This is a genomic window from Bacillus sp. AK031 (assembly GCF_053903065.1).
The window spans coordinates 627,246-640,670 of the sequence record NZ_CP096424.1; the positions used below are offsets into that span (position 1 = coordinate 627,246).

Sequence of the window (13,425 nt, forward strand, 5' to 3'; positions counted from 1 at the left end):
GTAGGTATTGGGAAACATGAAACCAAGTAAAGGAGCGGTAGCGTTGCCGGTAATCGTTACAGGCGGGAATGGTCCTGTTTATCAAGGATTTCCGCCGCCGCTGTATGGAAGCTGGGCCCAGCCATGGCAGAAAGGATATCCTTATCACCATTACCATTCTCATTCTCCTCTAACGAATGTATATAGTCCTTTCACATTAAAGAACATGCCGTTTTATTTAGCCTCACCTTATTTTAAAAGAGGCTGCAAATGAAAAGGAGCTTGTACAAACCTGTACAAGCTCCTTTCGCCATTTATTACTTGTTATTGTTGTCATTTTGACGGGCGCGCGCGTTTCCGCCTTTTTCGCCGATTTCTTCGTAGAATTCTTTGTCATGATTGTTAGACGTGGCTTCGCCGCCCTTTTCGCCAATCTCTTGATAGAATTCCTTGTCATGGTTTCTGGACGTCGCTTCGCCGCCTTTTTCACCAATCTCCTGATAGAATTCCTTATCATGGTTTCTTGATGTTGCTTCTCCGCCTTTGCGTCCCGCTTCTTCCAAACTCATTTTGCCATTGTTGTCATTTCTGTTCTTAGCCATTATAAATTCCTCCTTAAAAAGATTTTTTAAGTCGATTTTACTTAAGCTTTAGTCTAAGATGTGAGTAAATGTTTTTTTATCTTAACCTTTGCTAGTACTATTCCACGGAGGAGAAGTAATAAACAAGAGAAATCGCATTTAATAGTTTTGTAACATTCCTGTAATTCTATTTTCTTTTAAAATATGGTAATGGAACTTAGAGCTTCCACAGGTTTTCTAGTTCTTTTCCATAATCTACTCTCTCCCATTGTAATATTTATCTTGATTTTAAAACCAGAAGGAGTGTAAAGATTGACCCCTTTTACAGAAAAAGTAATCGGCATCATTAGCAAAATCCCTCAAGGAAGGGTGATGACTTACGGCCAAATTGCCAGGCTTGCCGGAAGTCCCCGGGCGGCCAGGCAGGTTGTAAGAATCCTTCATTCAATGAGCAAAACATACAAACTGCCGTGGCACCGCGTCATCAATGCCAAGGGCCAGATTGCACTTCAAGATGAGGAGTCTTATCAGGAGCAGAGAATGAACCTTGAGATGGAAGGTGTGGAACCAGGACTGAATGGAACTATTGATTTAGAGAGGTATCAGTGGAATCCAGAGCAATGGACGAACGAATGATCTTATGAATTTCAACTCATTTCAAGAAAACATACTTTTATTTAGAATAGGCAGAGAAGCATTGGGTATTTATGTTAAAATAAGTAAAATATGAATGTTTTTGGAATCGGGGAGTGCAGGTGAGCATCGCTGGTATAATAGCCATTATTTTCATTGTTGCTTCAGTGTGTTTTTCTGGAAGAAAAGAGTATTTGAAGTTATCGGATGATGAGAAAGAAAAGCTGAAGAAAGATTTGCGAAATCCTGCCGCGGTCATGGCTGGGGGAATAATGCCAATAGGCTCTGCATTAATTTTTATATCCATTGTGTTTCATTCAGTCTCTATAAGATGTATCGGGTTTATCCTTATGGGACTCGGGATGATCATTGAAGGAGCCGAGTTGACGAAACATACGTCAAGAGGCGTCTATCTGATTGTCATTGGTGCATCTGGCACACTTGCAACCGGCTTTTTTATGACAAAAGCTTTCTGGTGAGTTTTGCCGAAGGAAGATTTCATTAAGAATGGCAATACACAAAATAGCCACATTCGCTGTTTCGAGAGCATTAGGAAATATAGACGAAAAAAGATATAATAAGAGTCAGATACAGTTAAGAAAGGAAGATTCACGTGGATTTCTTAAACTTGATTCTGGCTTATGTCATTCTATCGATTCCTGCCTTGGCCATAGTGCTGTTCTTTAAAAGAAAATCCAAGAAAGACTTAGAGGAATTGGAAAGTAAGTTTAGAGAAGGCAACAAAGAACAATGAATTTATAGAGCTTGGCTGACTAAAAGGCGCTTCCCGCTTGGGGCGCCTTTTTTATGTTGCTTTGAAGGATTTCAGCCATTGGATAAAGGCTCTTATGCTTATTCCCGTGACAATATAGTAAAGGAAAGAATAAAAGTAGTTCCATTTGCTATAGATAACCAGCTCCTGCCAGACGCAGAACGGTTCACCGATGAATGCGTATACGGCAGCCATGAGTAGGAGCCAATTCCTAAAAGCTTTCCATGTTTGAGCGTATTGATATACAAGGATAAGCCCGACAGGCACCATGGAAATGTCGAAAGGAAAGGCCCGGGGGAAAATCGGAATCAGCGAGGTCGGATAATACCAAAAATTCAGCTCGGTCCCGAGGATGTCCAACACTGTTGTGAGCTGGATGGTAAACATTGCAAATAGAAGCAGTTCGATAACTCTATTCCTGTCGAACAGCCTGCTCCACAGAATCCAGGGGAGAATTAAAAAGGCAAGAAGCAGCCACCAGTCAGCAGTGAAAAGTTCATTATTCAGCCACCCGCTTACATCATGGAGCATTGCCTGGTATTCAAGATCATTCACTTTTTGGAGGTTCTCGTATTTAGCTGACATTGGAATATACATCCTTAGAATAGTTAATATAAGTATTTTTGACAAAAAACGACAAAATATCCCTGATAGACGGGTTCCAATTGTAAGAAATCTAAAGAGGACATGATGGACATAAAAATTTCGAAAATTCAAGAAGAAAATCCATAATATTCCTTGCATTTGGAATATAATGGTATACATATCTTCCAGTAGGAATAAATCTTTTAAGGAGGAGATTCACAAGTATTAAACGGCTGCTCAGAGTACATACACCCAGGAAAAGGGAAGGAAGCTTGTCTTATCACTTAGCATTGGGGGAGTAAGATTTGAAAAAGAAAATCATATTCATTATTATCCTAAGTTTATGTTTTAGCGGCTTTATCTTTACGGATAAAAAAGCAGGTGCAGCAAGTGAAGCAGAAGTTTTTCCTGAAAAGCTTGAAGGGTATTTACAGAAAGCAGAATATTATTATCAAACGAACTCATTGGAATTGCTGGATACAATGCAAATGGATGGGGTTGTGGACAAGATTGTTCAGGTTGATAATCCTGAGACCCCGGAAAACGAGGAAAAAACTGAAAGGTATAATTCAACACTGATTATTGGGTATGCTGACTACCTTGAAAAGCGCGATACAATCTTTTTCTTTAATGTCAAAGATGTTTTTTTCTATGATGCCGAAAATGATATTTTCCTGACGTATGGTGAGGTTTCGGCGAATGAGGAGATACGTGCATTCTTTGATGTCTATAAGGACGGTTTAAACAAACAGATGTTAATGGGGTCATTATTGAAAATGCTCATCCTGCTTCTTGTGTCCATCGTTCTGTTTCCTTTATACATCATCAGCAGAAAACCAAGACAAAGCCAGGTGGATCTGTTTTTGGAAGGTACTCAAAAAGCATACTTTAAATGAAAAACAGCACCGTGAATCCATAGATTCACGGTGCTGTTTTAGTCTTTTTCCTGTGGTACTTTAAAAATTGCCGCTTGGAGAGGAATTCACTTTGAACTTGTTGGATAGCAACCATATATACGAAAAGAGCCTTGTAAAAAACAGTTGAACTTAACGTTAACGTCAATGTTAAAATATAATTATCTAAAAATTCAGATACAGGATGATGAGGATGGCCTACACTATTTCACAGCTTGCACAAGAGTTTAATTTAACAACAAGGTCCATACGGTATTATGAGGAACTAAAGCTCTTAAAACCGGACCGTGAAGAAAATGGGAGAAGGGTGTATTCGAAAAAGGAATATGCCCGTTTGAAGCTGATTGTGCGAGGGAAGCGGTTTGGCTTTTCCTTGGATGAAATCAAGGAAATGATTCATCTATTCGACCGGGACCGTACTGGAAAGGCACAGTTGGAAAGAACCATAGAATATGGCAACCAGAAAATTGAGGAGGTGAGTGACCGGATAGAAGAACTGGAGAAGATGAAGAGCGATTTGGAAAAGCTGCGAGACGATTTTGTAAGAAGACTTGACTATTTAGGGAGCGATGAATAATGAATATATCCAATTTACTTGAAAGAAATGCCCGTAAGTATCCGTTTCAAGAAGCAGTCGTTTCAGAGAGCAGCCGTGTGAACTACCACGAGTTGGATCAGCAGGTCAATAAGTTTGCATCGGCTTTAAGTCAGCAGGGAATCGACAAAGGGGATAAAGTGGTCTTGTTTATGCCGAATACCCATGAGTTCATCATCTCCTACTTTGCTGTGCTGAGGCTCGGGGCGATCATAGTGCCGGTGAATGCCAAGCTTACTGGTGAAGAAGTGCAGTATATTCTTCAGCATAGTGATGCGAAAGCGCTGCTTGTCCATGAAGTACTTTTTGATACTTTAGCATCCATTGACCTGGAAGGGCTTTTATTGATCAAAACAGGTGAGGGACAGGACTCTTGGAAAAGCTTCACGCACGTGTTGGGAAGCGGGTCTGGGGAAAAAATCCCTTGCGGATTGCAAGAGGATGATGAAGCAACGATACTATACACCTCTGGGACCACAGGCAAACCGAAAGGCGTCTTGTTTACTTACCGCAATATTCTGAGCACAGCCATCATGATGTGTGTTGAAATGGAGATGAAGCCTGAAAGCCGTATCCTTCATATGATGCCTCTAAGTCATTCGGCACCCCTTCATTTATTCCTTGTAGCCGGTACATATGTAGGAGCAACGCATATACTGTCCCCGACTTTTACGCCGGAAGCGTTACTGAACCTGGTTGATAAAGAAAAGGTGACTCACTTCTTTGGAGCGCCTGTTGCTTACTTGTTTACGGGCAAAATGCCAAACATCGGCTCCTATAACCTTTCTTCCATGAACTATTGGGTCTATGGCGGTGCACCACTGTCACAACCAGAAGTTGCTTTTGTTAAAGAGAAATTTAAAACAGACCGTCTATGCTGTGTATATGGATTGACGGAGGCAGGGCCAAGCGGTACACTCCTGCTTGCAAATGAGCACGATAAGCACGCCGGCAGTATTGGCCGCAGAGCTGCATTGGGAACGGAAATCAGGATTGTCGATGAAGACGGGAATTCAACAAAGCCGGGTGAAGTGGGTGAAATCCTGGTCTTCGGTGAGGGCAATATGAAAGGGTATTACAAAGACCCGGAAAGAACGGCAGAAGCATTCCATGAAGGCTGGCTTAAAACCGGTGATCTCGCCAAAGTGGATGAAGAAGGATATGTCTGGGTAGTGGACCGGAAAAAAGACATGATCATTTCCGGCGGTGTGAATATTTATCCAAAAGAAGTCGAAGAAAGTTTAACTTCTCATCCAAAAATCTCTGAAGCGGCAGTCATTGGTGTCCCTCATCCTGAATGGGGAGAAACCGTAAAGGCATATATCGTCGCTTCAGAAGAGCTGAAAGATGTTAAGCAAACCTGCCAAGACTATTTAACCGGTAAACTGGCAGGCTATAAAATTCCTAAACTCTATGCGCAGGTAGCAGAACTTCCACGCAATGCGACAGGTAAAATCCTTAAGCAGGTTCTGCGGGAAGAGAATAAAAGCGAGGTTATACGATGAAAACAATCGAGAATTTCTACCTTGAAGATCCACATTTTATCAACCTGTTGAAAAAGTATCTGGATGAAAATATGGGGAAGTGGGCCCATAATGAACTGACTGAGTTTGGAAGGATGTGTGCGGGAGAAATCGATGAACGGGCTGTGCATACCGATCGTGAAGGACAGCCGCGATTGATCAAGTATGACCGTTTTGGAGAGGATGTATCCGAGATATGGGTGAACGAAGGATACAAACAAACAGTTAAAGATACTTACAACACAGGGATTGTCGGTTATATCCATAAAAAAATACCCGAGCTCGGGCAAAAAGGTAACTACCTGTATTCGTATGCCCAGGGATACCTGCTGTCACAGTCGGAACCGGGGTTTTACTGTCCCGTTACCTTGACGATGGCGACAGCTTATCTCTTGGAGCACTATGCCAGTGATGAGATCAAAGAACGTTTCCTTCCCCATGTCCTTTCAACTGGAGAAGTCGAACTATACGAAGGGGCGACGTTTTTAACAGAGAGACAGGGAGGATCTGATGTCGGAGCCAATGATACGAAAGCGGTGAAAACAGAAGACGGCTACCGGCTATACGGAGAAAAGTACTTTGCTTCCAATTCAGGTATGTGCGGAGTGGCGATGGTTCTCGCCCGAATTGAAGGGACACAGCCCGGCACCAGAGGATTGAGCCTGTTCGCAGTTCCATGGAGAAGAGAGGACGGAAAGCTGAACGGCATTAAAGTCCGGAGGCTGAAGGATAAGCTTGGTGTCCGTGCAGTACCATCAGCAGAGGTGGAATTCGAGGGTGCGGCTGCCTATTTAGTCGGCGAACCTTCAAAAGGCATCCACTATATGATGGAGGCTCTGAATCTATCAAGGGTCTGCAACGCCATTGCTTCCATCGGGATCATGAGACGCGCCTACATGGAAGCGAAGAATTATGCTTTTTACAGGGAAGCATTCGGGAAGAAGCTTGCAGAGTATCCGATGGTCAAGGAAACGCTGGCGCATCTGGCAGTAAAGCAGGAGATCGAGACCAGTGCAGTATTCTCGCTTGTGGAACTGTTTGATAAAGTGATGTCACATCAACACCCTGTTTCAGAAAAGGAAATGGTGCTGAACAGACTGCTGATTGCCTTGTTAAAGAAGGAAACAGCTGAGCAAGCTATCCACTTTTCCCATGAGGCAATCGAACTGCATGGCGGGAATGGCTTCATAGAGGATTTTGTGTTGCCGCGTCTTCTCCGCGATGCGCAGGTGCTGACGGTTTGGGAAGGGACGGCGAATATTCTCGGGCTTGAAATCCTTCGTTTGATGAAGAAACACAGTGCGCACACCCTTTTCATTGAGGATTTGAAGGAAAAACTCGCAAGACTGCCTGCTTCACTCAGCTCCTTGAAAGAGCCTGTCAGCGAAGGATTGCAGGAACTTGTAGAACTAACGGACTATGTTGCAGGGGCAGCTGAGGACATCCAGACCTTCCATGCCAAGAAAATTGGAGACCGGATGACAGCCATTTATGAGAGTTTTATCGCATTGGAAGAAGCTGAGTCCGGCGGTGAACGGGAACGGGCCAAGGCAGACCTGTTTATCGGAAAAACATGGAATAAGAGATTGATGGATAAAGAGATGAAGGCAGTAGCGTATTTTGATTTAGTGTGCGGCCAGCAGACCGTTTCGATGAAATAGTGAAAAACCCACGCTCGAGGGCGTGGGTTTTAACTTGCTTTCTCAGCCAGAACAGTCAGCTTCAACTGGCGGTATCTTAAGTAGAAGACGCCTGTTGCAATCAAAGAAACGACTCCAAAAAGCAAGGTCATCTTTTGCAGTCCCATCAAATCGAGAAACAACCCGGTAACCAGAAGCACAATCTGGAATATCAACCTGTCCAGCATGTTCCTGAAAGAAAAGAATCGTCCGTGAAACTCTTTAGGGATCCGAGTTTGAAAAATCGTCGCAGCTGTAGGGAAGAAACATCCGACAGCAAAACCGAATACAGCAAAAGCAAACACTGACATAACGGCCTGGTCAGCAAAGAATAACAGCATCTGTGCAATTCCGATCACAAAAGAGAACGAGAATAATATCGTGTAAGGTGATCGGGTGCCGCTGATCTGCTTAACAAAGAATGCGCCTGCCATAAAGGCAATTCCTTCAGCTGTATAAATCCATCCCTTGATAGCCGAACTGTCCTGCAGTTCACTGATATTAATGACCATCAGGTTGAAGCCGCCGATGAACAAAAGCGGTATCAGCGTCATGACCAAAGTCATCAGAACGATCGGCAGTCCCTTAATGATAGGGAATACTTCTTTGAAGCCTCCTCCAGCATGTTTCTTTGCTGTTGCTGCAGACTTGTCTGAAGTCTCATCCAATTGCAGGAACATCGTCATCACAAATAAGATGAGATAGGCAACGAGCGAAAGGAAATAGAGCATGAACAAAGACATGACTACAAGCAGGATCCCGGCGAGCGCTGTACCCAGGATTCTGGATAATGTAGCCACATTCATGTGGACGCCGTTCAGCTGCAGTAAATCTTTTTCCTTGGCGACCATCGGAATGGCAGCCTGCAAAGCAGGAAAATAAAAGGCTGCAGAGACCTGGATACAGATCATGAAAACGACCATCCACATAACCGATCCTGTTGAAATCGCCAGAAACATAAAGATAACACTGACTGCACGGCCGAATCCTGAGGCGAGCATCACTGTTTTTTTATTGACTTGGTCGGTAACCCTTCCGGCGAGAGGTCCAAGCAGCAATCCGGCAAGCAAGCCGATTGCCAGAATAACCGACTTCATAAAATCGGAAGGTACTTTTTCCTGCATGAACTCCAGGTTTCCTATGATCCCCAGCCATAAGCCGAGGCCGGCAACAAATTCCCCAATCAAAATGATCCAAACATTTTTATTTTTCCACATAAAAGAAGACCTCACAGAGTGTAGTATATTTCGCTTCTCTAAATATACTACAGCTCTGAAGGTCAGGGTATCATTTTTTGAAATATTTAATTTCCATCTTCACACTCACTAAGTGCCGTTAAAATGGCGCCAATCGCCTGAATCCAGTTTCCTGCTGTGTTCAGTCTTTGCCGGTATTGTCCTTGCAGTTCCAATATCCCGGCAATGGATTGCATTGAATTCCCGATGACCTGCAGTAAATTGCCATACAAAGAGTACAACACTTTTGTTGAAGGTTCGGAATCTACATTATCAGCAAACGCCATAGCGCCGCCGACTGCCTGGAACAGGTTTCCTTTTATCTGCAGTACGTCCTGGTCGGTGCCCTCGGCCAGGATGTATGATGCCACTTCAATGGAATTCCCGATCGCCTGAATTTCATTTCCTGTCTTTGATAAGCTTGGTGTGGATTCACTGTCTGCAGCCAGTGCATTCCCGGTACCTTGCAGAAGGTTCCCAATCAAATCAAGGTCATCAGCCTGCTCCTCATTGATCCTCTTAATGGGGGTGCTGCTTATTGCTGACAGGACAGTGCCTATCGCTTGGATCCACGCCCCTGTAAAAGCCTTGAATTCATTATCCATTCAATACACCCGCGTTCACGGTTAGTAGTATAGTTTATGAGATAAGGGATTGTTCCGGTACTTAAGATTTCATAATACTAAGAAAGGAAAGGGGAGTATACAAGAAAAAGGAGCAAGAAATCCTTGTTATAACAAGGTTCCTTGCTCCTTTTTGATAACGTCCCAGGCAAGATTCGAACTTGCGACCTACAGCTTAGGAGGCGGTCGTACTGGGTTTGAACCATCCTGTTAAAGATGGATAAAACCTTGTTAAATTAACATTTTTAGATTGCTATTATGATTAATTTGGTTGGTTTTTGAGCGTTGGGGTTGAACTTCGACCCCAATCCGACCCCAAAAACAGGAATAGCTTTTCTGCTTTTTAATACTTAAAACGATTTACAATTCTTTGTAAATCCTCGGCCAAATGAGAAAGAGAAAAAGCTGCATTAGATATCTCTTCCATTGAGCCTAATTGTTCCTTTGTTGCTGAAGCAACTTCTTCAGAGCTGGAAGATGTTTCTTTCGCTCCTGCTTCAAGAGTTGAAAGAGTTTGTTGAATAACTTCAACTCCTGCAGTTAATTGTTGAGTTGCAGCAGCTACCTCTTGGATTTGGGAAGTTACTTGTCCTACCAAGCTTAATATTTCGTGAAACTGTTCATTAGTTTCAAACACTAAATTTGTTCCAGAATCAACATTTTTTTGTACATTTTTAATATTATGTGCGGTATCTTCTGAATCAGTTTCAATTGTTGAGACTAGAAGCTTAATGTGACTGGCAGATTTGTTTGTTTCATCAGCCAGCTTTCTAACTTCTTCTGCTACAACAGCAAAGCCTTTACCATGTTCTCCAGCTCTTGCAGCTTCAATAGCTGCGTTTAATGCAAGAAGATTAGTTTGTTCCGAAATGGAAGAGATAAGAGTGGTAAAATCACTTATCTCAGTTGTGCTTTTAACTAATGACTCCAATCCCTTCCCTGCTTCTTGGACAGATTGATTAATTAAGATCATTTGATCTGAGGTCTTATTTAATGACGAGGCACCCGCTTCAGCCTTATCTCTCATAAGAGATGAACTCTCTGCGATGTGGCTAGTATTCTCTGCTACACCAGAAAGACTATCGAGTATTTCTGAAATCGATCCAGAGCTCTGTTCTGTCGTAATGCTTTGATTTGTACTCGTTAACGCAATTTCTCTCATTGATTGTGATATTTGGTCCGATGTAGCTTTTGACTGTTCAGCACTTGCAGATAATTCTTCTGAAGAGGCAGCTACCTGTTCGGATGAACTACTAATCTGCTTCACAATGTTTGCTAGAGAATGAACAAAAGTATTAAATGATGTAGCAAGTTGACCAAACTCATCTTTACTATTAACAGCCACTTTTTGAGTTAGGTCTGCATCTCCTTGTGCAATATCATTCAGTTGTCTATTTAAGCTTCTTAGAGGTACTAATATTGATTTAAGAAGGAGAACACTTAATACAACACCTAAGATGATGGTGATAACTGTTATAGCGACGATTAACCATTCACTTATATATGCAAATGTGTTGATGTCTGATTTTAATTCTTCTACGTCCTTATCTAATTGCTTGACTAACTCGTTTACAGATGGATCTAATACTTCTTTTCTAAGTGTTCTTTCCTCACCGAAGTGGAGAGATTTTGCTTGATCAGGATTTATAGCAAACTGACGTACTACTTCCTGGTTCATATTCCAAAACTCTTTGAAATTTTCCTGAATATCATTAACATTTGCAACATAATCCTGATTATGGATGAGTGAGTTTAAATGCTCAAAAGAAGTAAAGATATCGTCAGATTTCTCTTTCATTCCCTCTGTAAAATTCTTATCGCCAGTGATGATATAACCTCGTTCGTCATTTGATAAGCCTGCTAGCCGGTACTGAATATGCTCTATTTTATTTTGAAACTCCATTTTATCCTTTAAAACCTCATTCTTTTCAGTAGTAGAGGAGATAACGAAAATGGATAAGCCACCAATTAGTAATAATGAAAAAATTAAAATAGAGATAATAACCAAAAGCTTTGTCTTAATTTTCATCAATAATTTCCCTTTCTGCATAATAAATATGTTGTAATAGAAATTCACATAAATCTTGAACCGTTTTAAATGCTTCTCTTTCGGATTGGATAGATTTTTTGTAAAAGTCAACTTGTATGCTTGTGATTTATATCGACAAATTTAGACATGATTTTAGGGCTTATTATTTATTATTTTTGAAAGAGAGATATTATTAAAGTATAGAGGTAGTAAGAAAGTTAGGACCAATTAAAATACAAGGAAATAAACTCTGTAAGTACATTTTGTTATAACTGGTAGTTCTTTAGGTAGCAAATGGTGGGGGAATCTAAGCAATCTGCAGCTCCTAAGTCAATCTACAAAGGTAACAGCATAGTTGATTACCTGAATTCAATCGGGGAAGATGCAAGGTATAGTAATAGGGTACGGCTTGCTAAGAAATACGGCATTAAAGGATATACTGGTTCTGCAGAACAGAATCTAACTCTTCTCAAAAAGATGAGAGGATAACAAAAAGCCCTCATTCCTCATGGAGTGGGGGCTTAATCTTTTCCGTCTAATAAAATTTTTCCTACATCAACTTTATAAAATTCCGCAAGCTTGCATATAACCTCTTTGTTGGGAATCCGTTGATTATTCTCATACCTAACTATAGAGTTAACACTAATGCCCGTGGCTTCGGCTATTTGCCTCTGGGTAATGTTATTTTTAAACCTTAACATCCTCAAGTTGTGTCCAACTGTGTTAGTCAATCTAATTCCTCTCCCTCATTAGATTTGTTATCTCATGATTTCCATTATAAATTGCTTTGATTAAAACAACGGGTTTGTCAGTCTCTATCCTTATTGACTTTAACCAGCCTTTAGCTATTGTTACAACCTGTCTATCAGGACTAACTATAAATAAGTCGGGGTTAATTTTAAAGATGCCACTTCTCTTTACTACTTTTTCCCCAATTTTTAACCTAAACGTCAAATGTACTCGCACAATCTAACTAGTCACTCCTCTGCGATTATACTCTTTTATACCTATATTTTATATCATCAATAAACAATGTAATATTCTTTTAGGAATAATTTGATGAGGGGAAAAACTTTTATAAGTGGAGCGAAAAAAGGTTTAAATGAGACTATCTCCGCAAAAATCCCTCATTCCTTATAAAATGGGGGATTTTCACTTAAAGTTTCTTCGAGGTCATCTAGTAGCTTTAATATCCACACTAATTCTTCAGCTATCTCTTTTCTGGGGGTTGGTTCATCAAACACAGTTAATCCGACTCGGCACAGTTTCAATTTTATTTCTGCCAGCTGGGCTTTTAATGAAAAGTAATCTTCGATCAACGATTACACTCCTTTCTTAAAGGGCAGCCAAACATCCCAATTATTTTGTAGGCCGTAGCCTCCTTCGTTAGTATTATTCCAAAAATACATTGAATAATATTACGCATTTTAGTACACGATAACCAGTCTCTGATTTGAAATTTAACAGATAATTTAATTAATTATTTATAATTTTTTAAGGTATAGTCGCGGGTAAAAAATTTAGATGCGATTAATCTTAATTATTATGCTTAGAAGAATATTAATTCAGAATTAGTCAGTTATAATCAGGGAAATTTACTAGTTATGGTTATTTGACGATGGTGTTTATATAGGTGGTTTGAAGTAAATGGCAATTTATATATACTTATTTACTAAGGGCGCCCCAATAAAGCACTAAAAATGATGAAAAGTCCTCTGTCTTTTCAAAAAAGCATTAGAAGGGAACTAATATGATAAATAAGAATGGAAGTAAATCAAAAATTCTATCTATACTTGTAGTTTTTTCGTTGATTTTAATAAGTTTTTCAATATATTCTCCAAAAAAAGCTGAAGCCACTTGGTTCACTTATAAGGGGAATGGTGCTAATTCTGTTTTTGTAAGAGACGTTCAAGTTAACTACAGTATTTCTATGGTGTACAGTGAAAATCTTAATAAATTGAGTGGTACGAGTTGGAAAATAAGTGGAAAAGAATCATCTGTCTCAATTGGAAGCAATCAATTTTTAAGATATAGTGATATAGCCGCTCTTTGGCAGAGTCAGCATTATTCTAGTAACGGCGAAAAATTTAGTTACAACCTGAAAACACCAATCACTAATGCTATTGGTGATGCAAAAAAATTAAATTATTTTATGTCTAATTCTCAAACTGTTTATGTGAACTCAAGTTATACGGGGAGACATCAAGCGGACATAATGTTTAGTAGTGGTTTCAATAGATCTCATTGGTTTAACTGGGATTATTAGGAGGAGTATAA

16 protein-coding genes and 1 tRNA gene are annotated in these 13,425 nt (G+C 40.6%); 9 read left to right on the plus strand and 8 right to left on the minus strand.

All coding sequences use genetic code 11. The features are described from left to right. Nucleotides 1-16 precede the first annotated feature (16 nt). Nucleotides 17-253 (plus strand): hypothetical protein, encoded by a 237-nt coding sequence (locus tag M1E09_RS02900; protein ID WP_456273391.1) that lies wholly within the window; start codon nt 17-19, stop codon nt 251-253. A 43-nt stretch (nt 254-296) separates the two neighbouring features. Here M1E09_RS02900 and M1E09_RS02905 read toward each other — a convergent pair whose 3' ends face one another. Continuing rightward, nucleotides 297-581: a KGG domain-containing protein gene (locus tag M1E09_RS02905; protein ID WP_456273392.1), complete on the minus strand. Its 285-nt coding sequence runs from the start codon at nt 579-581 to the stop codon at nt 297-299. Nucleotides 582-872: 291 nt separating this feature from the next. Between M1E09_RS02905 and M1E09_RS02910 the strand changes: the two genes are divergently transcribed. From M1E09_RS02910 to M1E09_RS02920, 3 genes are all read left to right on the plus strand, one after another. Next, the gene (locus M1E09_RS02910; RefSeq protein ID WP_456273393.1) at nt 873-1,196 is read left to right on the plus strand and encodes an MGMT family protein; all 324 of its coding nucleotides are present in this window, start codon (nt 873-875) and stop codon (nt 1,194-1,196) included. Nucleotides 1,197-1,315: 119 nt separating this feature from the next. Then, a complete protein-coding gene (locus tag M1E09_RS02915) occupies nt 1,316-1,672 on the plus strand; it encodes a hypothetical protein (RefSeq protein ID WP_456273394.1) in 357 nt (118 codons plus the stop codon). 134 nt (nt 1,673-1,806) lie between these two features. Further along, on the plus strand, nt 1,807-1,947 hold the full coding sequence (locus M1E09_RS02920; RefSeq protein WP_456273395.1) for a hypothetical protein: 141 nt from the start codon (nt 1,807-1,809) through the stop codon (nt 1,945-1,947). A gap of 51 nt (nt 1,948-1,998) precedes the next feature. Here the strand turns inward: M1E09_RS02920 and M1E09_RS02925 are convergent, their stop codons facing one another. Next, on the minus strand, nt 1,999-2,550 hold the full coding sequence (locus tag M1E09_RS02925) for a CBO0543 family protein (protein ID WP_456273396.1): 552 nt from the start codon (nt 2,548-2,550) through the stop codon (nt 1,999-2,001). A gap of 305 nt (nt 2,551-2,855) precedes the next feature. Here M1E09_RS02925 and M1E09_RS02930 point away from each other — a divergent pair, with 305 nt between their 5' ends. The 4 genes from M1E09_RS02930 to M1E09_RS02945 all read left to right on the plus strand — a co-directional run bounded on the left by M1E09_RS02930 (nt 2,856) and on the right by M1E09_RS02945 (nt 7,243). Beyond that, nucleotides 2,856-3,446, plus strand: coding sequence for a hypothetical protein (locus M1E09_RS02930; protein ID WP_456273397.1), 591 nt, complete (start codon nt 2,856-2,858; stop codon nt 3,444-3,446). 202 nt (nt 3,447-3,648) lie between these two features. After that, the gene (locus M1E09_RS02935; protein WP_456273398.1) at nt 3,649-4,041 is read left to right on the plus strand and encodes a MerR family transcriptional regulator; all 393 of its coding nucleotides are present in this window, start codon (nt 3,649-3,651) and stop codon (nt 4,039-4,041) included. Next, on the plus strand, nt 4,041-5,564 hold the full coding sequence (locus M1E09_RS02940; RefSeq protein WP_456273399.1) for a class I adenylate-forming enzyme family protein: 1,524 nt from the start codon (nt 4,041-4,043) through the stop codon (nt 5,562-5,564). The genes M1E09_RS02935 and M1E09_RS02940 overlap by 1 nt, the downstream gene beginning before the upstream one ends. Continuing rightward, nucleotides 5,561-7,243, plus strand: a complete 1,683-nt coding sequence (locus M1E09_RS02945; RefSeq protein ID WP_456273400.1) for an acyl-CoA dehydrogenase family protein — start codon at nt 5,561-5,563, stop codon at nt 7,241-7,243. Before M1E09_RS02940 ends, M1E09_RS02945 begins: the two co-directional genes overlap by 4 nt. Before the next feature lie 29 nt (nt 7,244-7,272). On the opposite strand, the gene M1E09_RS02950 is transcribed toward M1E09_RS02945, so the two are convergent. The 6 genes from M1E09_RS02950 to M1E09_RS02975 form a co-directional block, all read right to left on the minus strand. Continuing rightward, a complete protein-coding gene (locus tag M1E09_RS02950; protein WP_456273401.1) occupies nt 7,273-8,478 on the minus strand; it encodes an MFS transporter in 1,206 nt (401 codons plus the stop codon). A gap of 86 nt (nt 8,479-8,564) precedes the next feature. Then, nucleotides 8,565-9,101: a DUF6944 family repetitive protein gene (locus tag M1E09_RS02955; RefSeq protein WP_456273402.1), complete on the minus strand. Its 537-nt coding sequence runs from the start codon at nt 9,099-9,101 to the stop codon at nt 8,565-8,567. A gap of 161 nt (nt 9,102-9,262) precedes the next feature. After that, nucleotides 9,263-9,317, minus strand: a tRNA-OTHER gene (locus M1E09_RS02960). Between the two features lie 145 nt (nt 9,318-9,462). Further along, nucleotides 9,463-11,148, minus strand: coding sequence for a methyl-accepting chemotaxis protein (locus M1E09_RS02965; protein ID WP_456273403.1), 1,686 nt, complete (start codon nt 11,146-11,148; stop codon nt 9,463-9,465). Nucleotides 11,149-11,669: 521 nt separating this feature from the next. Continuing rightward, nucleotides 11,670-11,849: a helix-turn-helix domain-containing protein gene (locus M1E09_RS02970; RefSeq protein ID WP_456274885.1), complete on the minus strand. Its 180-nt coding sequence runs from the start codon at nt 11,847-11,849 to the stop codon at nt 11,670-11,672. A gap of 426 nt (nt 11,850-12,275) precedes the next feature. Beyond that, a complete protein-coding gene (locus M1E09_RS02975; RefSeq protein ID WP_456273404.1) occupies nt 12,276-12,467 on the minus strand; it encodes a hypothetical protein in 192 nt (63 codons plus the stop codon). A 431-nt stretch (nt 12,468-12,898) separates the two neighbouring features. On the opposite strand from M1E09_RS02975, the gene M1E09_RS02980 reads away from it, so the two are divergent. Further along, nucleotides 12,899-13,414, plus strand: a complete 516-nt coding sequence (locus tag M1E09_RS02980; RefSeq protein ID WP_456273405.1) for a hypothetical protein — start codon at nt 12,899-12,901, stop codon at nt 13,412-13,414. Nucleotides 13,415-13,425 lie beyond the last annotated feature (11 nt).

Bases quoted from the DNA above. Each gene is read 5' to 3' on its own strand.
- M1E09_RS02900 (WP_456273391.1), top strand. From the start codon at position 17: ATGAAACCAAGTAAAGGAGCGGTAGCGTTGCCGGTAATCGTTACAGGC.
- M1E09_RS02905 (WP_456273392.1), bottom strand. From the start codon at position 581: ATGGCTAAGAACAGAAATGACAACAATGGCAAAATGAGTTTGGAAGAA.
- M1E09_RS02925 (WP_456273396.1), bottom strand. From the start codon at position 2,550: ATGTCAGCTAAATACGAGAACCTCCAAAAAGTGAATGATCTTGAATAC.
- M1E09_RS02935 (WP_456273398.1), top strand. From the start codon at position 3,649: ATGATGAGGATGGCCTACACTATTTCACAGCTTGCACAAGAGTTTAAT.
- M1E09_RS02940 (WP_456273399.1), top strand. From the start codon at position 4,041: ATGAATATATCCAATTTACTTGAAAGAAATGCCCGTAAGTATCCGTTT.
- M1E09_RS02945 (WP_456273400.1), top strand. From the start codon at position 5,561: ATGAAAACAATCGAGAATTTCTACCTTGAAGATCCACATTTTATCAAC.
- M1E09_RS02950 (WP_456273401.1), bottom strand. From the start codon at position 8,478: ATGTGGAAAAATAAAAATGTTTGGATCATTTTGATTGGGGAATTTGTT.
- M1E09_RS02955 (WP_456273402.1), bottom strand. From the start codon at position 9,101: ATGGATAATGAATTCAAGGCTTTTACAGGGGCGTGGATCCAAGCGATA.
- M1E09_RS02965 (WP_456273403.1), bottom strand. From the start codon at position 11,148: ATGAAAATTAAGACAAAGCTTTTGGTTATTATCTCTATTTTAATTTTT.
- M1E09_RS02970 (WP_456274885.1), bottom strand. From the start codon at position 11,849: ATGTTAAGGTTTAAAAATAACATTACCCAGAGGCAAATAGCCGAAGCC.
- M1E09_RS02980 (WP_456273405.1), top strand. From the start codon at position 12,899: ATGATAAATAAGAATGGAAGTAAATCAAAAATTCTATCTATACTTGTA.